The organism is Serratia sp. Res13-Sevr-LER1-36-b, from assembly GCF_015673035.1.
In the GTDB taxonomy this organism is placed as follows: Bacteria; Pseudomonadota; Gammaproteobacteria; order Enterobacterales; family Enterobacteriaceae; genus Chania; species Chania fonticola_C.
This window is the reverse complement of record NZ_JADACK010000005.1, coordinates 840,767-866,951: the sequence shown is the minus strand read 5'-3', so window position 1 is coordinate 866,951 and position 26,185 is coordinate 840,767. Positions and strand designations below refer to the sequence as shown.

Here is a 26,185-nt window from a genome sequence, read left to right as displayed (position 1 = left end):
AGATGCCCTTAAAAAAGGGGGATACCGATACCTCTGGTATCCCCTGGGGGAATTAGTTGTAGTTCATTGAGAATTCAACGTGTGAGACCACCTGACCTGCTGACGCACCGCCATCCTTGGAGAAGTACTGTGCATAGAACTGCAGGGTTCCAGCTTCACTCACGATTGGGGTAGTTACCGTGTCTGACGCCAGGTTGATCACGTTGCCTGCTGAGTTCAGCAACTGAACTTCCACGTTGGTGGCAGCGTTGGTGGCAGCCAGGTTTTTCATGTTGCCATCAACGCTAATGTTCGGGCCGTTTTCAAAGGTCGCAGTGGCGCCGGTGGTGCCCACATCACAATCAGACAGTTGGAAGCTGACAGGTACGCGGCCAGCCCAGGAGCCTGCACCGGTCAGGGCAGACTTGGACAGGGTCGGCAGGGTGATGTTCTTGATGGCAGGGCTGCTAGCACCGTTGATCTTGCAAGTGGCTGCAGTCAGTTCACCAGTGATATTAATCTGCGCATCGTAGGCAAAGGCGTTGCTGGACAGACCAGCCAGGATCAGGGAGGCCAGGGTAGTTTTGATGGAGATTGCTTTCATGTTTATATTCCTTGTGTTCACTATAGTTAAATAAACACAGCAAATCATTTGCTGTGCCGTTTTCATTTTTAAACTGGATTAAATTATTAATGGTTAGTATTATTAAACCATTAGTGCGCAACAGCCTTAGCTTCTTATATCGATGGGAGATACTTCAGTTATTTCAGCAAATAACAACAGCCTTGTTTTTCACTTTACTACCTCCCTGCAGTAAGTTGCGATTCCGATAACGCAGGAAAATCCTAACATGACAAACAAAAAAAAGTCCAAATAAAAAATCAAGATTATTCCTAATCATGAATTATTATAAAAAGGTAACGGGACATTGAGAGGTGATTATTTTTTATTATTTAATTTCAACGCCTGAAATAAGAATAATTATATTTTTTAATAAAAAAATAGCTCTATGTAAGATAAACCATGGCTTTTTTATTGTTGTTCTAAAAGAAAGTAAGTAGGAATGTGGCTACAAACGTAAAGGCGAAGACATCAGAAGGCGCATTTCGACAATGTTAACCTTGAGCCTACCCCCAGTTGCTGGCGTGATAGGCTCCTGGAGCTATTACCTGGTTTGGCTATCAACAAGGAAAAGCAGGTTACTTGCCCTCCCCGTTGCTGAAAAACGCATCAATATTGAGATCGTGATTAACCACCTCACCATTGAGCGATCGCACCAGCAATTCACTGCCTAACAGCTGCAGTGAGAGTACGGCATCGGGTTTGACGCGTTTGATCTTGTTCATATTCTGGCTTTCATTGACTAGGGTGATAGTTTTGGTGTCTGCCCCACCCACCTCTTTGGCCGCCAATATGATGAAAGCGTTCACCGCATCGCTTTCGGTCAAGGCAACAATATATTTCGCCTTTTCGGCCCCGGCTAATGCCAGAGTCGCAACGGCGGAAGGATCGCCTTCAACCACATCCGCATGGTCAGGGTAATGTTGCTTATTACCTGGCTCACAAACAATGGTCACGTTACCACCGCTTTCAATCAGTCCCTGATAGACATTGAGTGCCAATGAAGAGGTACCAACAATAATGTAATGATTTTTGCGAGTCATGTGAGAGAACCGCCCTTTGATAATACGTTGAAGATTCTGACTGATTAGCACACCAGCAACCGATGCCAGAGAAGCGGCAAAAACCGTGATGCCAAAAATAATCACCGTGAGTGTGAACATTCGCGCAGCAGTGGTATGCGGAATGATATCGCCAAAACCGACGGTAGACATGCAGACCACGGCAAAATAAAACGCCGTAGGCAGGTCGGTGACTGCGGGGGTGAATTGATCGCCAATATACAGCGTTCCTAACATACTGTAGACAATCAATGAGGCTATGCTGGTGACAGCAAAGAAACTGGTACTCGCCAGCTTACGTTGGTCAAAACGTCGCCAGTAGATGAGCATCCCTAATAGGGTGATCAGTGAATACCCTGCCAACACCGTGATTTGCCTATAGATAGCGATATCTACGATAACGATGCAACTGAGCAACAGTAACGAGAAAAACCAGGCAATACGCGTTTTTAACAGCAACATCCCCGCCATAAAGAGCAGCACAATGCCAATCATAAAGCGAGGAATATCCATAGTGTCGAGAAATCCCAGAGCCTGTTGCCAGGAGCTGAAATTTTCCACAAAATCATGAGAATGTTGCAACCCGTGCCACAGGATCGGGCTGAGTATCAAGTACCCAATATGCGCAACCATCAACGCCAGGATAAACGTTGGCGGTACGTATTTTTCTATTGTTCTCACGATTTTCATAACTTTCATCATTTCAACACCATGACTTGGCCGATGACATATTTATAGTGGACTGTGGCTTAACGTGATGCAGGGATCATTCGCCAAGTTGCGTCAGCCAGACGGTACGCCCACCACAGTCCGGATCTTCTGCTACCATTTTGATCACGTTAAACCCCTGTTCCTGCAATAACTGCCGATATTCTTCGGGGGCCAGGCTGGCATGATAAAGGGCCTCGCCTTCGAACGTGCCGATAGCTTCGCCATTGCTGGTGCCGCTGGTAAACATTAATGCAGCCTTGCTCTGGGCATGTCGCCGAAAAATGTTAAACATCTGGCTCTGATCTTCTCGCGTCAGATGGAAAAAACTGTCCCAGGCTATTAACCCATCAAATTTATCCGGTAGCGCCAAACGTCTCATATCGGCCACTGCCCAGCGCTGCTCCGGGAAGCGTCGCAGGCAACGGTCGATCATCGGCTGCGAACTGTCCACACCGGTCACCTGAAAACCCTGGCGGATAAAATAGTCGGCGATCGGCATGCCGTTGCCGCAGCCAATATCCAGGATCCGCCCGTTGTCGGGTAACAGGCTTTGGAACCGCTCCAACCAGGGTTGCTCAAACAGCGTGGTTGACCGCTTCTGCTCAAACGCCTCAGCATGCCGTTGATAAATCCCGATGATATTGTCGGCCATTGAGTGACTCATCAGCGTGACCTCATCAAGATGAATGTTCTTCTTCATCAACCAGACTTTTTGCCCGTTGCTTCATAAACACCACCTCTTTCGGGCTGGACAGGTTGACATTATGGGCGCGCAGGAGCTTCAAAATATTGAACAGCAGATCGCTCTTGGTGGAGCCAACCATGCGTGGGCTGGCAACGTAACCGGTTACGCTGAGGATAATCCCGTCTGGGCCAAGCTGGCTGAAGCGAACGTATGGGGCTGGCGTTTCCAGAATGGATTCGTGTTCATGGTAGGCACTCAGTAACACGTTGCGTACCTGCTCTGGGTCGATATCGGTGGGGAAAGTCAGCGCAACGGTGACCACCCCTTGGGCATTCCCCATGGTGGCGTTACGCACGTTCTGCGAGATTAGCTGAGAGTTAGGCACAATCATGGTCGAGCGATCGCTCAGCTGGATCTCGGTGGCGCGTACATTGATTCGCCGTACATCCCCTTCAACCCCGCCGATACCGATCATATCCCCAACTTTAACCGGGCGCTCCGTTAACAGGATCAGCCCAGAGATAAAGTTCTTCACGATTTCCTGCAGGCCAAAACCGATACCTACCGATAGCGCACTCACGATCCAGGCCAGGTTATTCCACTGGATACCCAACGTCGCCAGCGTGATCAGTATCAGCAGCACATAGCCGACGTTGCTGAACAAGGTAACAAGCGAGGCGCGGATACCGATATCACTGATGGTTTTTGGCAGCAGCTCATGGCTCAACCAACGTTGCGTGACCCGCAGCACATAGATACCGATCGCCAGGCAAACCACCGCATTGAGCAGGTTGCTTGGAACGATATTCAGCCGCTTCAGACCTTCACCGCTCAGGATGGCAACAATCTTTTGCAGTAAGGAGTTTGGCGTGGTGGTGCCAAAGGAGCCATTAATCAGGGCAACAATCATCAACAATATCAAAGAACATTTGGACAACGCCGTGAAGATGACGGTCAGTTGCTCAAGATGGCGATCTTTAAAGTGGAGCGATTTTTTCAGCGCCCGCCCGCTGGCAGTTTGGGGGGAAAAAATGACCGTACAGAAATCGGTAGCAAAGATCACCAGGAAATAGAACGCCATCAGTACCAGTGCCCCCCAAATCAACTGATAGGTCAGGAAGCGAGCGAAAGCCACATAGCCAATCAACAGTGATAACAGGATCACGGTTGCCGATACCACAATAACGATATGGATTATCCCGGCAATCACCGAGCGTTTTTCCAGATGCATCCCCTGCTGCTCTAGCTTATAGCGGATACGGCGTGCCCGAACCGGTATTGCCAACAAGATCAATGCCATCAATGCAGTAGCCAGACCATTACCTAGCACCGTGCTGCCAAGACTGGCACCAATCACGTTATTAACCAGTTCCACGGTGCCAAAAGCCATAGCCAATCCGGCCAATAACGGCGACAGGAAACGCATGCCGCTGGCAATGGCATCATCCATCTGCGCCAGACGCCATGATGGACGGCTCAGCGAAAGGTACGCCCTGCCTAATCCAGCGATCAGCGCGCAGAAAATCCCCAACTGCATAAATCCATCGGCGAAATCCTGGACTTGAGACGTCAGCGGCTGAACACGAGCAAACGCAGAAATAAGCAGATTTAGCGCCAGCGTGGTGGCAAACAACGTGATCAGCACCGTCATTAATGCCATAAAACTGCGGCGCAAGCGGCCATCGGGTAAATAGCGGATACACACCCAGGCAAAAAACTGCTCCACGAAATAGCGCCCTAGAGACCAGCAAGCCGCAGCCAGGATCAGTAACGCTATCGTCCCGTAGCGCCATTCCTCCTGCCAACTGGCATCCAGGGTTTGCTCCAGTTGCTGCTTAAAGTCGTTAAGACGAGCTAAATCCTCAACCTGTGAAGTCGACTCTGGTAACCAGAATTGCGAACTAAGAATACTGCCGGTATTCAACGCCAACTGGGATTTGAAGGCCACACGGCGCAGATCGGTAATTTGTTGCCCTAAGTCGAGCGCCCCCGTTCTGATGGCTTGTGAGCGTTTTACGGCATCGTCCAACTGTTTTTTGGCATTATTGAGCGTATTGCGTTGTTGCACCACACTGGCGGTTTCGGTCATTACCCCAGGTTCGGGCTGCGGGCCAAGCACGTCTAACTGTGCCTGTAACTTCACCTGCATGGGTTGCAGATCGGTGGTCAGCTTTTCTGCGTCCGTAGCTAAGACCTGCGTGGCTTCAAACAGCTTGTTCAACTGACCATCAGAGCTCGCCTTTGAGACCTGCTGTTTAATCGTATCCAGCTGTTTTTGATAATTTTTAAGCGAAGCCGCTATTTCCTGCGGGCTGAGTTCAACCGCAGCAGCACCCTGCTGTGCTGCATTGGCTAACGGCGCCAGCGGTAAGCCGAACAACAAAAAGGTGAACAGGAAAATCTGTAATGACTTGATCATAACGGTGAATGCTCAGCATGGGGTTGGCGATAATCGCAACAGGCGAAACGATGAATATCACTGCGCCTGATCAACAATAAGCGGTGAGTATAATAACAAGCTATTCAGTGAAAAAGCGCATTAATCCTAGAAGGTTAGTAGAAATTTTAGTTAACGCCTCACTAGCCCGTATTTAACCCTCCACAGTGCCCTCTTCATGACCGTTTACTGCTCAAAAAACAAATCGCCACCTGATTGATTTGTGAACAAAGAAATCATTAAATGATCGCATTACAATAATTTATTATTGTTTTACGATAATTTTAAGAGTAAAGTCACGGCGACTTCCACTCAGCAACTTGAGGTTTTTATGACATTAGATCGCCTTACCCGCTTCAGCCAACGTATGGCCACCGTCACATTGTGCTTGTTACTCGCCATGTTGTTGTTTAATGCGTCCTATTGGTTATTCCCAAGCGTCGCCGCCAACGATGGCTACGGATTTCATGTTTCCATCTCAAACGATTTAATCAGCGCCCTGGATGTTGATTTATACCGCTTCCCATGGTGGCAAATTGCTGGTGGCATTATCTTGTCGAGCGTACCGCTGCTGGCACTGGCACTAGGGTTGTATCATTTACGTAAGTTGTTCCAAACCTATGCTCAACGCGCCTATTTTTCAGGCACTGCGGCGCACCATTTGGGAAAAATGGGCCAATATGTCGCCATTTGGACGATTTTAGAGTTATTGTGCCAGCCTATTCTCAGTTATTGGATAACCATGCATGAGCCCGTTGGCCAACGAATGGTGACATTAGGTATCGATACAGGGAATATTGTTGCCCTGTTTCTCGCGGCCTGTATTGCCGTCATTGCACAAATCCTGAAACAGGCCAGCAAGTTGCACTTTGAAAATCAACAGTTCGTGTGAGGTTAGCCCATTATGTCGATCATCGTCCGGCTAGACGTGTTGTTAGCTACACGCAAAGTCAAATCCAAAGACCTGGCCGCCGCGGCTGGCATCACCGAACAAAACCTCTCGCTGTTAAAGCAAGGCAAGGTGAAAGGGATACGTTTTGCTACGCTGGATGCTATCTGCCGCTATCTTGATTGCCAGCCTGGGGACGTGCTGGAACATATTCAGGACCCAGAAATCTACGCAGAAGATGACTGATCGGCTCAGATAGATGACAAAGTAAACGGGCGTAGCATGCCGGTAGAGAGTTGTCAGCAGCCTCAAACGTAACAGGGAGGTTACCTTCCTGTTACGCCTTCTATTGCCAGCCAGTAGCAGAAACCGCAAATCCCCTTTATAATCCGTTCACCTATCAACCAAAAACTATGAAAAGGAGGTCCCCTATGCTGTCGTGTGAATGGTTCAAATTCTCACCTCACCTTGGTGATCGTCGCTGCTCAAGCATTACCGGTATCGTGCTCCGATAACCTAAGCTTGAGCGAAGTTTACTCACATCAAAGTTCTTCCCTCCGGCTTACCGGGTTATCGTCGGCCATTTTTTGACGATAGGCATTTGCATGCCTGTAACCTTGAGTAAGCATCATGACGACATTACTTTCTGCACAATCTGTTGGTATTGATACCGCTTTCGGCCCGCTGCTGGCTGAGGTTTCCTTTAGCCTCAAAAAAGGCGACCGCATCGGTTTAATTGGCCATAACGGCTGTGGCAAAAGCACCCTGCTTAAAATTCTCAGTGGCGATCTGCCTGCCAGCACGGGTACTGTCACCCCATCACACCAATGCCTGATGGCTCGGGTGGAACAACACCTGCCCGAAACCTTGTATCACTGTACCCTGTTGGAAGCAGTGCTCACTGGCCTGGCAGAGGGACAACATCAGCCTGAACGTTGGCAAGGTGAAGTGTTACTCGCCGAACTGGGATTCGACCGGGTGGCATGGGATCTGAAGGCTGGCACCCTGAGCGGTGGCCAGCATACCCGGTTGTTGTTAGCCCGAGCGCTGATCCGCCAACCTGATTTGCTGCTGCTGGATGAACCCAGCAACCATCTGGATCTGCCGACGCTGCTGTGGCTGGAGCAATTCCTCAATAGCTGGAACGGTAGCTTCGTGCTGGTTTCCCACGACGGTCGGTTACTGGACAGCGTAACCAACTGTACCTGGATCCTGCGTGACAAAACGCTTCAGTATTTCCGTTTGCCCTGTTCGCAGGCGCGCCTCGCCCTCCAAGAGCAGGACTTGGCCGATGAGCACCGCCATCAGGCTGAACAAAAGGAAATTGACCGCGTAGAGAAAAGTGCCAAACGCCTGGCTGTCTGGGGCCAGGTCTATGACAACGAAGATCTCTCGCGTAAAGCCAAGCAGATGGAAAAACAGGTGGTTCGATTAAAGGACCAGCAAACCACCTTGAGCTCAGGCAACCAGTGGCGGCTCCGGCTCAGTGGTGAAGCGCTGCCTGCCGATCGACTGCTGGCGTTGGAGCAATTAGCCATTCGCCCTGCTCCTAACGCGCCGGTGCTGTTCAGTCTGGATCATCTCCAGGTAAAAAGTGGCGATCGCATCGCGCTAGTAGGTCGTAACGGCTGTGGTAAGTCTTCATTGCTGCACTTCCTTTGGCAGCAGTACCAGCAAGCAAGCTGCCAAGGGGCGGTTTTTCACCCTCGCGTGCGTATTGGTTATTACGACCAGAGTCTGCAACAGCTCAACGATGAAGATTCGTTAAGCGATGCTCTGAGCCACTTCGCCCCCCTGACCGAAGACCAACGGAAAATGGCGCTGATCGGTGCCGGTTTCCCTTACCTGCGCCATCAACAGAAAGTGTCTACGCTGAGCGGTGGCGAGCGTTCGCGGTTACTGTTTGTTGCGCTTACTCTGGCCAACTACTCACTGTTGCTGCTCGATGAACCGACCAACCATCTGGATATGGAAGGTAAAGAAGAGCTGGCCGCAACGTTGCAACGGTTTGCGGGAGCCGTGCTGCTGGTCACCCACGATCGGACGCTGATGGAGCAAAGCTGTAATCGCTACTGGCTGATAAACGATCGTCAACTGACCGAATGGCACGATCTTTTACCCGTCTACACCATACTGAGTGGTGGCAGTCATTCTGAGCTGGCGGCATCCCCTGAACGTGAACAGGTCGCTGAACCTGCAATATCAAGCAATGAAGATCACCTACTGGCAATGCTGGTTGCTTTGGAGCACAAACTTGAGGAGGATTTAACACGTAAACTCAAGCATCAAAAACCACAGTTGCAGCAGCAATGGCGGCGCGAGATCGAGGAGATTAATAGCAAGCTTGGGTTGATTTAACCCAACTATGGGCGCGACTGGCGTATGAACCAAATTGAGTTTGGTCATCTGCTGGTCGCGCCATCCATGAGTCATTTATCCAGACTCATGGAATGTTAACAAATCACGATGGGGCTGATCATCAACGACATCTTGATGGCAAAATTAAGATAAATCGTTACGTTTCCCTTCCTTCTCGCTTTTAACTAGGAATAAACTCAGAAAGCGCATTGTTATCCAAGAATAAACCCATCCAAATATATTGAGATTATTCTTGATTTTGCTGCTATGCGTTATTTATTGCAATTAAGCTCGTGAGGAAATTATTTTTTATCGACAAATCCATATAGATTGTTAATCAATGTCAGTTTCCCCCCCCTCTGCGCCCATTGTGTAACACCACGACAAAATCAATGTAACACTATGATTTTAAATTAAATTAAACTTTATTCCTTGTTTTTTACCTGAATGTGAATTTATCCATCACCTAAGAGTATCTAATTAAAAAAACAGATCGATAAAATTTCGCATATAACAGCAAAGTTTAATTCCCGTATTTAAAACTTTATGTTACGCTCTATGCTATAACAGTACCAACCTAATAATGGATATCCACATACCCTTCACCTAGGAAGCCACACTTCATGGAGAACTGTACATTGACCAGTGTCAGAGAGTTTATATATAGAAAGCATGACGGAGATATTAAGACTTTCGCACAACTTCACAGAACCAGTGTTTACAAAGTTAATGAGTGGATCCGCCGGGATGCGCACATTATTAACGGAAAAATCTGTATCCCTACCCGACATTCCGCTTAATCCTGTACTTCATCACGGGGCAGAATACTCTTAGTAAAAATTGCAGTCCTGCCCCCCCCTACTGGCATAACTTAGTATCCCCCCCAGAACGTAGGTTTAGAACACTACTGAGTAGTGTTTCTGTCAGCCTGGTGAAGGCACATATCATCACCTAAAGACCCCCGCTCAACGGCAGCTTTTATCCCGTCGTGGCTTTTTGGGACTCAACAGATAATCCACTACTGCATCATCCACACAGCTGTCTATGCCCGTCAACGCCAGCGTATGGCCATCCCCTTCGCGGGTGATCAGCGGGCTTTTAAAACTCGAAGCCATTTCACGGCCGTTACGATATGGCGTAACCGGGTCATAGCGCTGGGAAATGAACAACAACGGCGGGAGAGCATTAGAAAGAACGGGAGCATGCGGTTCCAAATGGCCAGGATATGGCCAGAAATCACAGGTCTCGAGTGGATACTCATGCAACGGTAAGTAATTGGGAAATGAGGCTGCGGTATTGATTTGTTGGCGCTGCCGACGTAACAACTGCTGGTCGGCATCAGGCTTCGCCACATCTGCACAGGTGATCACCATTCGCGCATCATCAGCGTCTGGGGTATAGCTTTCGTCGATAAGATCGGTCACCGCATCATCGGCTTTGCCCTCATCAATTTTACGCAAGGCCGTGGCCAATTCGGGCCAACGTTCCCGCCAGGGCAACAGGTTACGCGTCAGCGTGATCACGTCATCGGCAGAGATTTCATAACCCGACGGAGTAACGAAAGGAGCATCGTGCAATTTGCGCAGCATCCTGTGGTACCGCTGGATCGCCCAGTTAGGTTCGCTGGTTAAAGGGCATGAGCCCTTCTTCTCACAGTCATCGGCAAAACGCAGGAAGCTTTGCTGAAAACCCCGTTCCTGATTGATGCGTTGGCTAAAGTCATCTTCTTTCAGGTTCACTACGCCATCGAGCACCAACGCGCGGGTTTTCTTAGGGAAACGCTCGGCATACAACTCCGCGACCTTGGTACCGTAAGAATACGCCACGGCGGTCAAAGCGGGTTCACCCAATGCCCGGCGAAGGGTATCAAGATCGTTAACGGCTTCGTGGGTGCCTATATGTTGCACCACATCGGCTCCTGTCTGCTTGATGCAGGCCGCCACCCTATCCCGTGCCTGTTGCTCTGCACCGGGAATATCGTTTTCATCGGGCGACGGTGTTTCCTCACTGGCTGTTGGTAGACAGGAAATTTTGGGTGTCGATTGCCCCACACCGCGAGGATCATAGCCAATGATGTCGTAAGATTTTTGCAACCGCCAGGCGGGACCCTGCTCGGCAATTTTTGGATTGAGCCCTGGTGAGCCAGGCCCATCCGCGATGATCACCACACTGCCTTTTTTTGGGCCTACCGCAGGTAACCTCGTGAGAGCCAGCCGAACGGTTTGTGCTGCATTCTGGTCACTCAGTGGCGCTTCGACATAGCCACATTGTAACCCGGCCGGAGGCGGCCCATCGCTGAACCAGTGCTGAAAGGCGGTGCTGTTGCAGGGTTGCCATTGAATGGTACCTGGCACAGTGCCGGATGGTTTGACCAAAGGCTTGGCAGAGGCTGGTAGTTGGACCGCAACGGCCAGCAAAAGGAGAACACGAAACGCAGACATGACGAGTCCTTTCAGCAAACGGTTACTCTGGATTTTAACGTCGATACATTAAACCGCCCGCCAACGGATCATGGAAGGGGTATCGAGGGAACCGTATACCAAACGGCAAGAAAGGTTGATTGAAAAAGAACGCATTTGAAGGAGGATAAAACCGGAACCGACGCGGGTAGCGGCGGCTCCGAGGTTTCCAGAAGGCCAGACCATTTTTACCGACAATAATGGCCTAGTGCTGCCCCCTCAAAACCCTTTAGGACATTTCTATCAGAAACGATAGCCTGCACCAACGGTCCAGGTACCGACTTTAAAATCACCCAGCTTTGAATACTCGTAATGAGCATCAAGAGCGATATTAGGGGTAACGTTAACTTGTAAGCCCGCACCGTAAGCGACGCTGGTCTTGCTTTCGTCTGTGTTAGAAGAGTACCCCAGCATTGAGACATTGGTCGTCGCCTTGCCGTGGCCAAAACCGATTAAACCATAGGCGCTGATATAGTCATTAAAGCGATAGGCTGGGCCAGCAGTCAGTGAGTAATATTTTAAATCACCATCGCCCACTTTGTTACTGCCATAATAGAAGTCATACGACTGCGTGGTATAGGTGAATGAAGTGATAAAGCCTAAATTGTTATCAATTTCATAGCGATACTTGAGGTTAAAACCCTTTGGGTTCTCATTCAGATTGTTGCCATCAATCTTGACGTGGCTCTGAGCGTAACCTAATGAAATGGTGCTTTCACCCGCAGCCTGAACGCCGAAAGACAGCGCCATTGCGCCAGCCAGAAGTACTGATAAATATGTTTTTTGCATGTTAATCTCTTAATCCATGAGTAAATAAAAATCGCTCTGCAATAAAATAATGTGCTAATTGAGCGAATTCGGAATTTAACCATGAAGTTTGTGGGATGTCTCGCTCAACTTCACATAAACATCAATTTCTTTGCAGAAAAATCCATAGCAATAAACGAATCAGCTTGTTTTTCAGGCAACCTGAACACTATTTATCTTGGTTGCAGGAAATTTCTTGCGGGACAGTTCAGTTTGCCCTCTTTCACCCCCTAACAAGACCATCCGCAGAACAACCCCGTGATCTGTAATGTTTAATTTTTAAACGCCCATCACAGCCATAGCATACCCAAGTAAGTTAATACCTAATAAAATCAATTAATTATCCAATTTATCACTCATTAAATGCACAACAAACAACCACAAAACACGACATTCCTGCTGATAAAAATCAACAAGTTACAAGTAATAGTGACTTCATTTTTATGCATATTACATCTCTCCGCATAGTCAAGATTTTCTACTAACCCCCTCGACAGCTACCCTTCTTCTATACTCAAAATTTAGTTAAAGGCTTTCACAAATGTTCGGACGATTTGCCCTGGTACAAACTCGAGTCGATTACTTGGACGTTTTGGCCTCAGAACTGGAAGTGGCCAGCGGTCAAGATAACGTTCCGATCGATCGGTATAACGTTGCTCCAGGAACCCGCGTTATTCTTCTCAATCAGCGGGACGGCAAAATCTATATGGCCCCAGTCAATTGGGGTTACGGCCCTGACTGGTGGCTTGAGATTTAGTTAGAATGTAATATAACTAATTGATTTAGTTTTGAAAAAGAATTTATTTTACAATTGATAGATACGAGTAACCATCAACAGCATTACCGCGAAGAACTGATACAGTTTTTGTAGCACTTCCATGCGCAATTACTTGCAACCTGACGGTCTGACCGTTGAATACTGGAATTGATACTGTGCCCGACAAAAAGATGTTAGAAATACCATCACCTCGTCTGGTTGCTAACAAATATTTTCTATCAGTTGTGACCACAAAAAGTTCACATGGCTGGCCAGATGTAACCCCACCTAAGTAGACTCCACCACTGATGGTCCTCACACCACCAATTCCAGCGGTAAAAATACCCACAGTAGCGTTGAACTCATTGCCGCTATCTGCATCAATTGTCGAGTTGTTAAACCTAACTGTGTAAAAATTATCCGTTCCTGTTACGTTAAGCTGGTCATCGCCGATTCGTGCAGAGATTGAAGAAAAACCATGATCTATAGATTCCCGAGACTTCCGAGGGCTAGTATTATACCAAATGGCAGTGTCTCCACGGTATTGCCCTGGGCGTATGAGGACAGAGCCAGCGCGTCCTGACTCAACCCCTGATATCGTGATAGAGGCGTCTATATCTCCTCTGCGCTGTATTTTTGGATAACCAGATGTATACGCGCTACCCGTGAATAGATTATTTTCATAAACAAGAGAAGACCCATCTGCATCCATGACAATTGCAGGCCCATTGTCATGGCAATCAGTGATAATAAGCCGACCACCACCCACCTTGGTTGCAGTGTCCATGGCCTCAAGGTAACCACCAGAGATGAGAAAGTTCCCTCCCGATATGATAGGAGCACCTAACCAATTTTCAATAGCGCAACCAATTAATGCATTACCCCCTCCCGAACGATGAATTATCGGACTACCGCTGTTTTGTTTTGTTTTATCGCTTCGAATCTCACACCCGAACAGTACATTATAATTCACGTATCCATCAGGGTCGGTATCCCGTCCAAAAACAATACCTGTCATTGTGCGATTAAAATTACATCCGAAAAACCTATTAGACCAAGTGTATGACAGAAGCATTGAAATGGAGCCATCAACGTGAGCACCCTCAGTATCACAGTTATAAGAATTGTTATACTGCGGATATGACTTGCTTGTATCACCACTTTTTCCGTCATAAATCCAGGCAATTTGATCTGGGGCATTAAACCGGAAAGTGATGTTCTCAAATATACTTCCGACACATCCCCGTTCCACTTTTAGTCCGAACGAAACGGTTTCATCCATATCAAACATTGCTCTATGCAAAGCCCTTATTCGTTTCTTTGCAGACACAATAACTTCGCCAAGTGGTACTGGCTCAACAAAAATAATTTCGTCATAGTCAATTAGCAATGAATTTACAATCATACCGTTTTGTTGACTGCTATTAGTAGGGAATACCCCCGCATTTCTATCAGCATATATGGTTCTACCACATGCAGGCCGAGGCTGTAAACTTGGTATTAATGTATACCCATCGGGCGCGGTTGCCTGAGTTCTGAACGTTAAGTTACTTACATCTATCCAAGCATTTGGCCCAAATCCGCCTATAGTATCCGGCGTTGACTCTTTTGGAACAGTTTTTGGGAAAGAACCACTCCAAACAAAATACTCATTTGTTTTCTCCAACTGTAGTGCCTGTTCGGGCGAAGCTAGGGTAAAACCTTTTTCGAACGAGTTTACAGGTATATATCCACCACGGATAATTGCGGTTTCCACGTCTACAGTTTGTAACGCACCTTTAATAATATTCATATAATCCTCAGTATCTCATTACTAAATAGTGAGGTTATAGTAGTTATTGTGGGTCAGATAACATATACATACCTTTTGTCCTGGCCACCACACAACAGATCATTAAAATAATAAGGCCGGGATTTCTCCCGGTCCTGAACTACTTCTTCACATCCTCCGTGCACTCCGTTCCTTCATCGGGCTATAGCCATCGCCGCTCTCCGGTTCCGTAGAACTCACTGGTAGCTCGTCTGCTGGCGCTGGTTCCGGTTCAAACTCCAGCTCTGATTCGTCGCGTGCGGGCATTTCAACTCGCAAGTCTATAAAGCGCCCCTCTGGAATGTCGCTCGGTTTTCTACTGCATGTTTTCTCCAGGCATAAAAAAACCCACCGAAGTGGGTTGTTGGTTAATGTTGTTTCTCGTTAGACGCGCCGCTTGGCTATGGGGTAGATCATTTTAACTACTTGTCGCCCACACACAACCTTAAACATTTCTCAACAATATCAGATTTCTCTAAACACCCATCTCAATTTAGCAGGATAGACTTCGCCTGTTTTAGCATTTACAAGTCTTGCTGCGATTAATTCAGCATTGAACGCCACAATATCCCCTTTGATATCATCTGGACTGTCCAGCGTGGGGGACCGGTCCCTCCCCCCAATAACGAAACTATTGCTTAATCCTGTTACTCTCGCTAAATATTCTATTTTGCATTCTTGCATGCTTAAGGTTGTGGGTAGATCACCGATCACCTCTATATCAGCATCAACGCCAAGCTCGCTATCAGGATTGATTCTATTGTTTCCGAAAACTAAGAGTGCCCCCTTATAACGCAGGCGCTCTACACGAGCAGTAACCCCAAATGCATTGGACCCCACATATTTATCATGGCTAGTGGTAACATTATCACCAACGGGGAATCCATGCCAACCAATAACATTCCTTACGGCACCTTCCCGGGTGCCTTGCATTACAAAATACCCTCTAAGGTTGTAACTTCCTTTTTTATAATTCTCTGTTCCTGCAAACCATCCTTTTTTACTCCATGTATTGTTATAAGGTGCATATGTGACAGAGTGAACAATATATCCTGACAACTCACCATTTTTGCTGCGTTTTGCAATCTCTTTTCTGAGTTGAACTCCGTTTATTGGCTTTCCTGAGAAATCACCTTGTGAAGATATCTCTAATATTTTGTAATTCTCTTTTTCCTCAACACGTTGTTCTGCCTGTTTTTCGCGCTGATACGAAGGATTGTGCGAAGCACACCCGATAAGCGATAGTGATAACAGAGATAAAAAAGTAATTTTTTTCACTTCCATGCCCAAAAAAAATAACAAGTGGTAGCATCCTATCACTACTTGTAACCACCAAGCATCTCAGCGCATCACGATCTTGAAAATTATCTCCGATTCAGCACCGTCCATATCTGCCCGCTTGGTTTAAACTCCCTTGCAATGCCCTTCCTAATCGATGCATCAACAACTTGCTGATAAGCTCTAGCAACTGCGTCATTTTTACGGGCTGCGTTTGCCCCCCTCCTTGTTGATTAATGGTCACAGGCGCATTGACGGTTAACTGTGGATTATCAGAGCTACGTAATCCATAAATTGGCGCAGAGTCGGTAACGGCGTTTCCGACTAACCCCCCAGTGGCATAGCCTGGCATCATGGCATACAGATTATCAACGCCAATACGCTGCGTGGCCACTTTGGGCACCACGAACTCGCCACGATGCACAACACCGGCTGGTTCGTATTTATCTACAGCATTCAAAGACAGCAGGCGCGCTTCTGGGCTTGAGTGGAAAACATCCCCGCCTTCATTTCATGAACTGCGCAGTTTGTCCGCAAGACTGCACAAAAAAGAAAATGGCGAGGAATTCTCTCAGCATTTACTTGGCCATAAATCCGCAGAAATGACGGCCAAGTACCATGATGAACGCAGCGATAAATGGGTGTTTGTGTAGGTTAATTATGACCTAATAGTGACTTATAGTGACCTGTCACTTTTAACATTATGATTTTAAATGTTTTATGCGACCTATCACAGTCATAGGTTAATAAACTTAATACTATCAACTACGATTACTCTAAGGCCGTAGGACGTTTTTGTTCCAGGCCTGGTTGATAACCCATTGAGGGATATCATTTTACGTAAACAGTTAAAGCCGTACGCCACAAGGCTAAGAAAGGTTGATTATGGCACGCACTACCCCCATCGAACGCTACCGCAATATCGGCATCTCGGCGCACATTGATGCCGGCAAAACCACGACGACCGAGCGGATTCTGTTTTACACCGGGGTCAGTCACAAGCTGGGCGAAGTCCACGACGGCGCCGCAACCATGGACTGGATGGCGCAGGAACAGGAGCGCGGGATCACCATTACTTCCGCGGCTACCACCTGCTTCTGGAACGGCATGGAGCATAATTATCCTCAGCACCGGATCAATATCATCGATACCCCCGGGCACGTCGATTTCACCATTGAGGTGGAACGTTCGATGCGCGTGCTGGACGGTGCCGTGATGGTGTATGACTCGGTCGGCGGCGTGCAACCGCAGTCTGAAACCGTGTGGCGTCAGGCTAATAAGTACAAGGTGCCGCGTCTGGCCTTCGTCAACAAAATGGACCGTACTGGCGCAGACTTTTTCCGCGTGCGTAGCATGATGATAGAACGCCTGAAAGCCAATCCGGTGCCGGTGGTGATCCCCATCGGTGCAGAAGACCATTTTGCTGGCGTAGTGGATTTGATCCGCATGCAGGCCATCTTCTGGGATGAAGCAACTCAGGGTATGACCTACCGCTTCGAGGCGATCCCAGCTGAAATGCTCGAGCAGGCCCAAGAGTGGCGCGACAAGATGATTGAAGCTGCAGCGGAAGGCTACGAAGCGCTGATGGACAAATACCTCAATCAGGTCGAATTAACCAATGAGGAGATCGTTCAGGGGCTGCGCGCCCGCACCGTTGCCGGTGAGATCCAGCCAATGCTGTGCGGTTCGGCATTCCGCAACAAAGGTATCCAGCGCATGCTGGACGCGGTGATCGAACTTATGCCCTCTCCGCTGGATGTACCGCCGATGGAAGGCCATGATGAACGCGATAACATTATCACCCGTAAGGCCGATGATAATGAAAAATTCTCCGCGCTGGCATTCAAGCTGATGACCGACCCGTTTGTTGGTCAGTTGACCTTCGTGCGCGTCTATTCCGGCATCGTGGCCAAAGGCGATAGCGTCTATAACCCGGTAAAAGGCAAAAAAGAGCGTATTGGCCGTATCGTGCAGATGCACGCCAACGATCGTAAAGAAGTCGATGAGTTGCACGCCGGGGATATTGCCGCCTGTGTGGGCCTGAAGGATGTGACCACCGGCGATACGCTATGCGATCCCAATGCCATTATCACGCTGGAACGCATGGTGTTTCCGGAGCCGGTTATCGCACAGGCCATCGAGCCAAAAACCAAGGCCGACCAGGAGAAAATGGGGGTTGCGCTGCAACGCCTGACTTCGGAAGATCCTTCGCTGCGCGTACGCACCGATGAAGACTCTGGCCAGACCATCATCTACGGCATGGGTGAATTGCACCTTGAGATCATAGTCGACCGGATGCGGCGCGAGTTTGGCGTTGAAACCAACACCGGCAAACCGCAGGTCTCTTACCGAGAAACCATTCGCCAGAAAGTGACCGACGTAGAAGGCAAATTTGTACGTCAGTCCGGTGGGAAAGGCCAATATGGCCACGTGGTGTTAACGGTGGAACCCAATGAACCCGGTAAGGGTTTTGAGTTCTTTGATGAGATCAAAGGCGGCGTGATCCCCGGTGAATATATTCCCGCAGTGAAAAAAGGCATTCTGGAGGCGCTGAATAATGGCGTGCTGGCGGGTTATCAGATGGTCGATGTCAAAGTGCATCTGACCTTCGGTTCCTACCACGACGTAGACTCCTCGGAGCAGGCTTTCCGTATGGCGGCTATCTTTGGGTTTAAAGAGGCCTGTCGCCTGGCCAGTCCGGTGATCCTGGAGCCGATCATGGCGGTAGAGGTGGAAACGCCTGAGGATTATGCCGGAAACGTGATGGGCGATTTGTCGTCACGACGCGGTATGGTGCAAGGGATGGAGGATATCCCCGGTGGCGGAGGCAAAGAGATCCATGCCAAGGTTCCGCTGTCTGAGATGTTCGGCTATTCCACCACCCTGCGCTCCATGTCGCAAGGCCGTGCCACCTACACCATGGAGTTCAGCCACTACGCAGAGGCTCCGCGCAATGTGGCCGAAGAGATTATCCACCACAGTAAACGTTAATCGATAACGGCTACGGGGAAACCCGTAGCCGCTTTTCTAGCTGGGGCCGCCCCTCATCTGGGATGAAGTCTGGCAACCCACCCACCACTTCTCTACAATGCCAAAGGCGGCGCGCCTCTCAGCTGCGTTGCTTTTAGCATCAATCGAGTAGGAGAAGTGATGGAATCTGAAAATAAGCATATCCGCGTGGTTTTCCCTATGTGGCAAGGGGGTAACAACCCCGCCTACCAGTTTGGTGCCGAACTGCTGGCATGGCTGGCACCGCACACCGACTCTCCTGTTATCCATATTCCTGTGACGCCGCCAGGCGAGCCGCTGGCGATAGAAGATGGCATAACCGGGCGCTCTCAAATCAAACAGCAGCTTGCTAGTGCCGAACAGCTCATTGCAGAACAGTCCCCAGACACCATTGCCGTATTGGGCGGCGACTGTCTTGTCGATCTGGTTCCCTTTGCCTGGCTGAGTGACAAATATCAGGAAGGGTTTGGCATACTCTGGATCGATACTCACCCTGATGTTATGACTCCGGCACAATTCCAACACTCCCATGCCCACGTGCTTGGTGCACTGATGGGAAACGGGGATGCGGATTTGACGTCAAAAGTCAGTACACCCGTTCCAGCATCAAAAATCATGATCACCGGTATTCACGGCACAACCCCTTATGAAACCGAGTTTTTGGCCAAACATTCGATTGCCACTTGCTCGCCTGAACAAGCGGCCAAAAGTACCGACAGCCTGAAAGCGTGGATCCAACGTGAGAACATAACGCATCTGGCCATTCATTTTGATCTGGACGCGCTGGATGAGAGGTCATTTAAATCTCTGCTGTTCCAGAACCCAGATGCGGATGAAAATGCCTTCGAAGGGATCGCTCGTGGAAAAATGACGCTGACGAACGTCGCCAAATGGATCGCCGACGCAGAGCAACTTACCGACATCGTCGGGCTGGGGATCACGGAGTTTTTCCCGTGGGATGCCATCAAACTCAAAGAGTTGTTCAGGAAATTGCCGCTGATCGGTAAATAAGCCGTGAGATGGGCCGCCAGGGGTCCACTATGGCGGCAACGGGCGCACTGCGCAGAGTTTGCTCAATCTCTGCCGCAGTCATCCCCATCAAATAAAAAATGTTTTATCCCCGTTCCTCTAACGCAACGACTACCGGTTCCAGCTTGATGCGCATAGCGTAAATCACCCCGATCATCAAACAGGCAATGCCACATAGCGTCATCAACGGCGGCCAGCTATGACGCAGCATAAAGGTATAGGCCAATCCAGCCAGGATCTCGAATACGATCAGCGGCCCAAGCAGCACCGTCGGTAAACGCTGGCTCGCCTCGTTCCAACACAACGTACCTAGCCAGGAACACAAGACGCCAATAGCAATCATCAACGGGATAAACACCTGCGGCCTTGGGCCAAACGGCAGCGCGAACTGCGGCTGTGTCAGCGCCAATTGTCCGCAAACCAGCACATAACCCACCAACGCCAAAGGTAAGGTCACAATCCCCTGCGCCGTGGCCCAGGTTGTGGGCCGTTTATCCGGGTTATCGCGTAGCCAACGCGCGTTACGCAGAGGGAACCAGGTCCAACACGCCACCGCTAATAGTGCCAACCCCAAGCCGCTGGTATAACGCCAGACATCAATAGGCTCGCTATTGCCTTGCAGTTCCGCAACGTTGACCAGCACCAGCCCCAGCGCAATCACCAGCAAGGCCGGAGTCAATTTTCGCCAGGAGAGACGGCCGTCGTGATGGCCGTAAAACAGATTGGCAGCGACCGATATCACCACCGGTAGCGTGCCGATAATCATGGTCGATACCGGCGCTCCGGTACGTTGGATCGCACTGGCCAGGCACAGGTAATACAGCAGATTGCCAATCGCGGTCAGTTTTAACGCCTCTAGCCAATCTTTAGCCAGCAGTTGACGCAGGCGGCGGCGATCCAGCCAGGCCAGCGGCAGCACGACAAGCCCAAAAGCCAGATAGCGCCCGGTGGATTGCAACGCGGCTGGATAGTCCGGCACCAATACCGGGCCAATAAATATCAGCCCCCACATCAACCCGGCAATCAGGGCAAACAACACACCGACAAACATAGTGACTCCATCATCAACAGCCATTCTCAAGTGGCTTAAGGATAGAGGGACGCGGGGGCAGAATATTGTACCAGGTTGCTGTTTTTAGAATGATGGCACGCTGCTAACTATGCATAGGGTCGAACATGCTCACCCCCTGGCCACGCTTGCCCGCCCATAATGTCTCCATTCTGAGCAGGCGATTGGAACAAAATCTCAGCTGAAGAAACGCTCAGAAGATTCAGTGATCTGATCGATTAAACGATGCTGGCGCAACGCATCTTCAAACGTAGTTGCTTCACTGGAGCCCCTCGCTTTGTCCCGGGCATAGGCCGCGTAGAGATAGGCCACATCCTGTGAACTGGCATCAAGATGAGAAACGGGTAAAAACGCATATTCTGCGGGGACAGCCAGAGGTTCAAATGTCTCAACGCCATTGCGCATTATCGCTATCGCGTTATCATCTTTATTCTCAAAACCACGCGCATTAGTAATACGCAGCACGCCTTCAGTGCCGGTGATATCAATCTGCAGGCCGGTACGATGTTTCTGGCCCCCCTCAAGCTGCACCGAGAACAGCCCACCGTTGGTAAGTGTCCCGATAACCATCACTTCATTCGGGCTGGTATAAGGCACTTTCTCACCGGTTTCCGCAATCGTGGTGACAGGAAACTGGTTTTCAGTAATTGCCGTCAGTTTTTGCGGGAAACCCACACCGTGGAACAACATATCGTGGAAATGGCCGCCGTATATCGACAGTATTTCGGTGAAGTTAGCCGCATCCAGCGCCCATTTTGCAAACTCCGGCATAACCTCACCAAAAGCATCGACACCCACGGACATGCGTACCGCACGGATTTTACCGACGCAGTTTTGTTTTATCAGGTCGTGCCAGAAACGCGAGCTGGGAGAAAAGCGCCGCTGAAGGCCGACAATATGTTTAACCCCCTTTTCACGTGCCAGCGCCAGAATCTCTTCTGATTCTGCTGTGGTGGTGGAAAGAGGCCATTCGCTGTAGACATCCTTTCCAGCCTCAATGACCGCTTTCGCCAGGCGGCCATGTTCAGGCGTCGGTGCCAACACCACAACCAGATCTACATCAGGATTAGCCAGCAGTTCTTCCGGGCTACCATAGGCCTGGCCGATGCCGAACTGAGCGGCATATTTCTCAACCTTTTCTTTATTACGCCCGGCCAGCGCCGTAATCTCAAAATCTTCCAGCGACTGAAGGGCCGGAATATGGCCATACCTTGCCCAACCGCCGGTACCAATAATACCTACGCGAATTTTGCTGCTCATGATGTTTCTCCTGTGTCTGTTTATCAGAACTCTGGGACGGTCTTAGTAAGCCGTCCGTTGGGTCGTGTTATGACGGTAATAATAAGCGGATATCCGCTTGCCATTGATGGGGCTGACTGGCATAACACAAGTGACATATTTGTCAGCAATGATCGGGCAGAAACAAATGATGGAAAAAATGACCGGGCTGGAGGTGTTCATGCACGTGGCACAGACGAGAAGCTTCGTCGCCACCGGGCGGGTAAAAGGTATTTCATCATCCGCGGTCAGCAAGAGCATATCGAGGCTGGAAGAGCGCCTGGGCGTACGCCTTTTCCAGAGAAGTACACGCTCGGTGCGTCTGACATCTGAGGGCGAGGTTTTCCTGGAACGGTGTCACCGAATTTTCAGCGAAATTCAGGCCGCAGAAGATGAGATTTCAGCCATGACCGGTCAACCTCGCGGAAGGCTCCGTGTTGGACTGCCGCTAGCCGGAGGGTTGATGCTGCCGATGATTGCGCAATTTATGGAGCGTCATCCGCAGATTGAGCTTGATCTCGATTTTTCCGACAGATTATCTGATGTCATTGAGGACGGGATGGACGTTGTGATACGAGGGGGAGAACTGAGCGATTCCAGGTTGATATCACGTCGTCTGGGGTCATTCAGACTCTGCATTGTGGGTTCTGCTGAGTACTTCGAGCGAAATGGAGCGCCATCCAGTCCGGATGAACTGTCCGGGCATGCCTGCTTTCACTATCGCTTCCCCAGTTCAGGGAAAGTTGCACAGTGGCCGTTTCAGCATGTAGGGGCAAGAAGTAGCGGAAAGGTCGCTCCCTTGACACTTGTCTGCAGCAGCCTCGACGTTCTGTTGTTTATGGTAAAAGAGGGGCGTGGTGTCGCCTGCTTGCCGGATTATTCGGTAAAAGATGAACTTGCCACCGGGGAACTGAAGACGGTGCTGGACAGCTTTATGGCTCCCGTAACGACCACTTTTCACATGCTCTGGCCCAGTACCCGCCAGATGACGCCAAAGGTACGCGTTTTTGTGGATTACATGGCGGATATTTTTGACAACTTCATGGTCCCCTCCAAGCGATAAGCCGCAGAACATAGTGTAAAAATACCGTTGGCAGCGTACTGGTATTCCGTTTGCCAAGTGTGCCCTTAACGCATCACCTGCTTTTGGTAGCGCGCAGGCGTGACACCGTAACGATTGACCAGGGCTTTGGTGAGATGTGCCTGATCGGTTAACCCCACAGCTACGGCCACCTGGGCCGCAGGCATTCCCCGCCCGAGCATCTGCTTGGCCTTCTCGAGCCGGATCGCCATCAGCATCTGATGTGGGGTGACATGGAATTGCGCTTTGAATTTACGTTGGAAATGATACGGGCTGAGCGAGACCAACGCTGCCAGATCGCTCAATGTGATCGGTGAAGCGAAGTTATCCCGCAGATACTCCTTCACTATCACCATATGATGAGCGGCTTCATTCTGCTGCGGCTGAGCAATACGCACGTGAGGACGGAAAACATCAACGACGGACAGCAGCAGGCTATCGAGCGCCAGCGTGTCCCGGGTTTGCCATAACGCCGCCAGCGTTTGCGAAAGCCGCTTGGCGGCCGCCGCATCATGGTGGATCACGTCGTGGAACCAGCAGCCCTTCTCACCGGAAATCCGCTCCAGCGCCGCAGGCTCCAGATAGATCATCCGATAGTTCCAACCGCCTGCCGTTTCCGCTTCACCGGTATGCAGCTCGTCCGGATTCATCAGCACCAAGGCACCCGGAGCGGCTAAATGTTGTGCCCCACGGTAGCGAAAACGCTCCGCACCGGCTTCCACAGTGCCGATGCCAAACGCATCATGGGAGTGTGGTTCAAATGCATAGCGATCGATATGGGCCTGATAAAGCTCCACGCCCGGCAACTGCGGCAAATGCCGGAACTGGGCGCGATCTTTCTCAAACGGAAACTGTTCTGGCACACCTTGCACTTCCCTGGCTCCTGTTATCTTTTAGGGCGGATTTAAACCGGTACGCGACGGCTGATTTCGACCACCTGATCGCTGGGTAGGTAATAATAATCGGTCACATGCATGCCATTACGCACCATCAGTGCAAAGAGACCACGCTGCCACGCTGGCATCGCGCCACGGCCTTCACGTTTGACAATGGTTTCATGCCCCAGATAGTAGGTTACGTCGTTGAGATTAAAGCCGCACTGCTGCGCTTCCAGATGACGTAACAACTGAGGAATGTTTGGCCGCTCCATAAAACCATAATGAGCGACGCCACGCCAGAAGTCGGGTGCCAGTTCGGTCATGGTTAACCGTTCTTCGTCGGCCACTCGCGGTACGTTTTGCACTTCGATACTCAATGCCAGCAAGTCGGTATGCAGCGAACCATTGCGTTTGACGTGCCATTTCATTACCGGCGGCGTGCCTCCCTGGGAGCGCGTCAGGAAGATCGCCGTGCCCGGTACCCGTGGGATAGCCTTTTGCTCAATCTCCGTCATAAAGGTGGTCACCGGCACCACTTTCTCGTCCAGGGTTTGCGAAGCAGACACCACGCCACGGTGCCAAATCAGCATCACGGCATACACCGCTGCGGCCAGTAACAGCGGCATATAGCCGCCCTCCAACACCTTACTCATGTTGGCAACCAGGAAACTGAGATCGACGACGAAGAAGCCACCTGCCACTATCAGGCTGGTCGCCAGGCTCCATTGCCAGACTTCGCGCATGGCGACAAACAACAACCCCGTAGTCATGATCATGGTCAGGGAAACGGCGATCCCGTAAGCCGCCGCCAGATTATCGGAGGATTTGAAAAACACCGCCAGGAACACCGTTACCGCCATCAATAACCAGTTGATCGCGCCAATGTAGATCTGCCCGTAGCTCTCTTCGGTGGTTTGTTTAACCCGTAAACGTGGTAACCACCCCAGTTGGATGGCCTGACGCGTCATGGAAAACGCACCGCTGATAATGGCCTGGCTGGCGATAATGGTGGCTAGCGTGGCCAAAATAACCAGCGGGATCTGCAGTACGGGTGGGCACAGGCGGAAGAAGATGTTTTGTGTCACATCTGCACCGGACAAGATCAAGGCCGCCTGCCCCGCATAGTTCAGTAGCAGGCTGGGGAAGACGATAGCAAACCAGGCCAGCCAGATAGGCTTTTTACCAAAGTGCCCCATATCGGCATACAGCGCTTCCGCACCGGTCACGCAGAGGAAGACCCCGCCGAGCACCAGAAAGCTGACCATCCCGTTGGAGAACAGAAACTCGACGCCATACATCGGATTGATCGCCATCAGCACCGCTGGGTGTTGGATAATGCCCCAAATGCCCAGCGCAGCAATCACCGCAAACCACAGCGCCATAATCGGCCCGAACACTTTACCGATGCGGGCCGTGCCCAGCGCCTGAATGGCAAACAGACTCACCAGGATCGCCACGGTTGCGGGCAGAATATAAGGCTTGGACTGTGGTAAGACGATGTTCAACCCTTCCAACGCTGAAAGCACCGAAATCGCCGGGGTAATGGCCCCATCGCCGTAGATGAGTGCTGCACCAAACAGCCCGGCAAATACCACCACCGGTCGAGTGCTCTTCTTACTGACCAGCAACGACATCAGCGCCAGGATGCCGCCTTCGCCGTTGTTATCGATACGCATGGCGAAGGTGGCGTATTTTACCGAGGTGACGATCACCAAGGTCCAGAAAATCAGCGACAGCAACCCGAGGATCACCGCTGGTGTTGGTGCATCCCCAGACAGGAACAGCACGGTTTTCAGGGTATACAGCGGGCTGGTACCAATATCGCCAAATACCACACCCAGAGCACCGCCTGCCATCAGCGTCAGGCTGCTCTTGTTACTACCTTCGGCGGACATTGCATCTTCCTTAACTGTTTGATCGGACAAGGTGAGTCTTACGTAACAAGGATAGTGCAAAACAACACAAACAGGTCTATTGCCCTGCCTTCC

21 protein-coding genes are annotated in these 26,185 nt (G+C 50.1%); 8 read left to right on the top strand and 13 right to left on the bottom strand.

What is annotated here, in order from left to right:
• Positions 1–52: 52 nt before the first annotated feature.
• The 4 genes from IMQ33_RS05085 to IMQ33_RS05070 form a co-directional block, all read right to left on the bottom strand.
• Complete coding sequence (locus IMQ33_RS05085; protein ID WP_021804448.1) at positions 53–583, bottom strand: fimbrial protein; 531 nt, start codon at positions 581–583, stop codon at positions 53–55.
• Positions 584–1,179: 596 nt separating this feature from the next.
• Positions 1,180–2,352: a voltage-gated potassium channel protein gene (gene kch, locus IMQ33_RS05080; protein WP_196062577.1), complete on the bottom strand. Its 1,173-nt coding sequence runs from the start codon at positions 2,350–2,352 to the stop codon at positions 1,180–1,182.
• Between the two features lie 76 nt (positions 2,353–2,428).
• Positions 2,429–3,037 (bottom strand): class I SAM-dependent methyltransferase, encoded by a 609-nt coding sequence (locus IMQ33_RS05075; protein WP_196062576.1) that lies wholly within the window; start codon positions 3,035–3,037, stop codon positions 2,429–2,431.
• Between the two features lie 13 nt (positions 3,038–3,050).
• Positions 3,051–5,477, bottom strand: a complete 2,427-nt coding sequence (locus IMQ33_RS05070; RefSeq protein WP_161741048.1) for a DUF3772 domain-containing protein — start codon at positions 5,475–5,477, stop codon at positions 3,051–3,053.
• A 349-nt stretch (positions 5,478–5,826) separates the two neighbouring features.
• Here IMQ33_RS05070 and IMQ33_RS05065 point away from each other — a divergent pair, with 349 nt between their 5' ends.
• From IMQ33_RS05065 to IMQ33_RS05055, 3 genes are all read left to right on the top strand, one after another.
• A complete protein-coding gene (locus IMQ33_RS05065) occupies positions 5,827–6,387 on the top strand; it encodes a DUF2975 domain-containing protein (RefSeq protein ID WP_065686199.1) in 561 nt (186 codons plus the stop codon).
• Positions 6,388–6,399: 12 nt separating this feature from the next.
• Positions 6,400–6,630 (top strand): helix-turn-helix transcriptional regulator, encoded by a 231-nt coding sequence (locus IMQ33_RS05060; RefSeq protein ID WP_065686198.1) that lies wholly within the window; start codon positions 6,400–6,402, stop codon positions 6,628–6,630.
• A gap of 384 nt (positions 6,631–7,014) precedes the next feature.
• Positions 7,015–8,742, top strand: coding sequence for an ABC-F family ATP-binding cassette domain-containing protein (locus IMQ33_RS05055; protein WP_196062566.1), 1,728 nt, complete (start codon positions 7,015–7,017; stop codon positions 8,740–8,742).
• Positions 8,743–9,707: 965 nt separating this feature from the next.
• On the opposite strand, the gene IMQ33_RS05050 is transcribed toward IMQ33_RS05055, so the two are convergent.
• Complete coding sequence (locus IMQ33_RS05050; RefSeq protein ID WP_196062565.1) at positions 9,708–11,183, bottom strand: alpha/beta hydrolase; 1,476 nt, start codon at positions 11,181–11,183, stop codon at positions 9,708–9,710.
• Between the two features lie 261 nt (positions 11,184–11,444).
• Positions 11,445–11,990, bottom strand: a complete 546-nt coding sequence (locus IMQ33_RS05045) for an Ail/Lom family outer membrane beta-barrel protein (RefSeq protein WP_065686195.1) — start codon at positions 11,988–11,990, stop codon at positions 11,445–11,447.
• Positions 11,991–12,549: 559 nt separating this feature from the next.
• On the opposite strand from IMQ33_RS05045, the gene IMQ33_RS26355 reads away from it, so the two are divergent.
• On the top strand, positions 12,550–12,765 hold the full coding sequence (locus IMQ33_RS26355) for an SOS response-associated peptidase family protein (RefSeq protein WP_370572742.1): 216 nt from the start codon (positions 12,550–12,552) through the stop codon (positions 12,763–12,765).
• Between the two features lie 43 nt (positions 12,766–12,808).
• On the opposite strand, the gene IMQ33_RS05040 is transcribed toward IMQ33_RS26355, so the two are convergent.
• The 3 genes from IMQ33_RS05040 to IMQ33_RS05030 all read right to left on the bottom strand — a co-directional run bounded on the left by IMQ33_RS05040 (position 12,809) and on the right by IMQ33_RS05030 (position 16,313).
• Complete coding sequence (locus IMQ33_RS05040; protein WP_173409329.1) at positions 12,809–14,557, bottom strand: hypothetical protein; 1,749 nt, start codon at positions 14,555–14,557, stop codon at positions 12,809–12,811.
• Positions 14,558–15,040: 483 nt separating this feature from the next.
• Positions 15,041–15,877 carry a hypothetical protein gene (locus IMQ33_RS05035; protein WP_139102440.1) on the bottom strand — a complete coding sequence of 279 codons (837 nt, stop codon included), beginning with the start codon at positions 15,875–15,877 and terminating at the stop codon, positions 15,041–15,043.
• Positions 15,878–15,950: 73 nt separating this feature from the next.
• Positions 15,951–16,313: a hypothetical protein gene (locus IMQ33_RS05030; protein WP_196062579.1), complete on the bottom strand. Its 363-nt coding sequence runs from the start codon at positions 16,311–16,313 to the stop codon at positions 15,951–15,953.
• Here IMQ33_RS05030 and IMQ33_RS05025 point away from each other — a divergent pair.
• The 3 genes from IMQ33_RS05025 (at position 16,207) to IMQ33_RS05015 (ending at position 19,873) form a co-directional block, all read left to right on the top strand.
• Complete coding sequence (locus IMQ33_RS05025; RefSeq protein ID WP_083196447.1) at positions 16,207–16,506, top strand: tyrosine-type recombinase/integrase; 300 nt, start codon at positions 16,207–16,209, stop codon at positions 16,504–16,506. The two genes, IMQ33_RS05030 and IMQ33_RS05025, sit on opposite strands and share 107 nt — an antisense overlap.
• Before the next feature lie 232 nt (positions 16,507–16,738).
• Entirely contained in the window at positions 16,739–18,844 is a 2,106-nt protein-coding gene (gene fusA / locus IMQ33_RS05020) for an elongation factor G (RefSeq protein ID WP_196062564.1), read from the top strand.
• Positions 18,845–19,003: 159 nt separating this feature from the next.
• Positions 19,004–19,873: an arginase family protein gene (locus IMQ33_RS05015; RefSeq protein WP_065686191.1), complete on the top strand. Its 870-nt coding sequence runs from the start codon at positions 19,004–19,006 to the stop codon at positions 19,871–19,873.
• A gap of 103 nt (positions 19,874–19,976) precedes the next feature.
• Here IMQ33_RS05015 and IMQ33_RS05010 read toward each other — a convergent pair whose 3' ends face one another.
• Both IMQ33_RS05010 and IMQ33_RS05005 read right to left on the bottom strand, forming a co-directional pair.
• Entirely contained in the window at positions 19,977–20,942 is a 966-nt protein-coding gene (locus IMQ33_RS05010; protein WP_065686190.1) for a DMT family transporter, read from the bottom strand.
• Positions 20,943–21,137: 195 nt separating this feature from the next.
• On the bottom strand, positions 21,138–22,220 hold the full coding sequence (locus IMQ33_RS05005; protein ID WP_196062563.1) for a Gfo/Idh/MocA family protein: 1,083 nt from the start codon (positions 22,218–22,220) through the stop codon (positions 21,138–21,140).
• 166 nt (positions 22,221–22,386) lie between these two features.
• Here IMQ33_RS05005 and IMQ33_RS05000 point away from each other — a divergent pair, with 166 nt between their 5' ends.
• Entirely contained in the window at positions 22,387–23,301 is a 915-nt protein-coding gene (locus tag IMQ33_RS05000) for a LysR substrate-binding domain-containing protein (RefSeq protein WP_310795456.1), read from the top strand.
• Positions 23,302–23,366: 65 nt separating this feature from the next.
• Here IMQ33_RS05000 and IMQ33_RS04995 read toward each other — a convergent pair whose 3' ends face one another.
• Both IMQ33_RS04995 and IMQ33_RS04990 read right to left on the bottom strand, forming a co-directional pair.
• Positions 23,367–24,191, bottom strand: a complete 825-nt coding sequence (locus IMQ33_RS04995; protein ID WP_196062562.1) for an AraC family transcriptional regulator — start codon at positions 24,189–24,191, stop codon at positions 23,367–23,369.
• 32 nt (positions 24,192–24,223) lie between these two features.
• Entirely contained in the window at positions 24,224–26,092 is a 1,869-nt protein-coding gene (locus IMQ33_RS04990) for a potassium transporter Kup (RefSeq protein ID WP_196062561.1), read from the bottom strand.
• Positions 26,093–26,185: the final 93 nt, after the last annotated feature.

Excerpts from the sequence above, each read along its gene's own strand:
- IMQ33_RS05085 (WP_021804448.1), bottom strand. The coding sequence starts at position 583 with ATGAAAGCAATCTCCATCAAAACTACCCTGGCCTCCCTGATCCTGGCT.
- kch (WP_196062577.1), bottom strand. The coding sequence starts at position 2,352 with ATGAAAATCGTGAGAACAATAGAAAAATACGTACCGCCAACGTTTATC.
- IMQ33_RS05075 (WP_196062576.1), bottom strand. The coding sequence starts at position 3,037 with ATGAGTCACTCAATGGCCGACAATATCATCGGGATTTATCAACGGCAT.
- IMQ33_RS05070 (WP_161741048.1), bottom strand. The coding sequence starts at position 5,477 with ATGATCAAGTCATTACAGATTTTCCTGTTCACCTTTTTGTTGTTCGGC.
- IMQ33_RS05065 (WP_065686199.1), top strand. The coding sequence starts at position 5,827 with ATGACATTAGATCGCCTTACCCGCTTCAGCCAACGTATGGCCACCGTC.
- IMQ33_RS05060 (WP_065686198.1), top strand. The coding sequence starts at position 6,400 with ATGTCGATCATCGTCCGGCTAGACGTGTTGTTAGCTACACGCAAAGTC.
- IMQ33_RS05055 (WP_196062566.1), top strand. The coding sequence starts at position 7,015 with ATGACGACATTACTTTCTGCACAATCTGTTGGTATTGATACCGCTTTC.
- IMQ33_RS05050 (WP_196062565.1), bottom strand. The coding sequence starts at position 11,183 with ATGTCTGCGTTTCGTGTTCTCCTTTTGCTGGCCGTTGCGGTCCAACTA.
- IMQ33_RS05045 (WP_065686195.1), bottom strand. The coding sequence starts at position 11,990 with ATGCAAAAAACATATTTATCAGTACTTCTGGCTGGCGCAATGGCGCTG.
- IMQ33_RS26355 (WP_370572742.1), top strand. The coding sequence starts at position 12,550 with ATGTTCGGACGATTTGCCCTGGTACAAACTCGAGTCGATTACTTGGAC.
- IMQ33_RS05040 (WP_173409329.1), bottom strand. The coding sequence starts at position 14,557 with ATGAATATTATTAAAGGTGCGTTACAAACTGTAGACGTGGAAACCGCA.
- IMQ33_RS05025 (WP_083196447.1), top strand. The coding sequence starts at position 16,207 with ATGGCATACAGATTATCAACGCCAATACGCTGCGTGGCCACTTTGGGC.
- fusA (WP_196062564.1), top strand. The coding sequence starts at position 16,739 with ATGGCACGCACTACCCCCATCGAACGCTACCGCAATATCGGCATCTCG.
- IMQ33_RS05015 (WP_065686191.1), top strand. The coding sequence starts at position 19,004 with ATGGAATCTGAAAATAAGCATATCCGCGTGGTTTTCCCTATGTGGCAA.
- IMQ33_RS05010 (WP_065686190.1), bottom strand. The coding sequence starts at position 20,942 with ATGTTTGTCGGTGTGTTGTTTGCCCTGATTGCCGGGTTGATGTGGGGG.
- IMQ33_RS05005 (WP_196062563.1), bottom strand. The coding sequence starts at position 22,220 with ATGAGCAGCAAAATTCGCGTAGGTATTATTGGTACCGGCGGTTGGGCA.
- IMQ33_RS05000 (WP_310795456.1), top strand. The coding sequence starts at position 22,387 with ATGATGGAAAAAATGACCGGGCTGGAGGTGTTCATGCACGTGGCACAG.
- IMQ33_RS04990 (WP_196062561.1), bottom strand. The coding sequence starts at position 26,092 with ATGTCCGCCGAAGGTAGTAACAAGAGCAGCCTGACGCTGATGGCAGGC.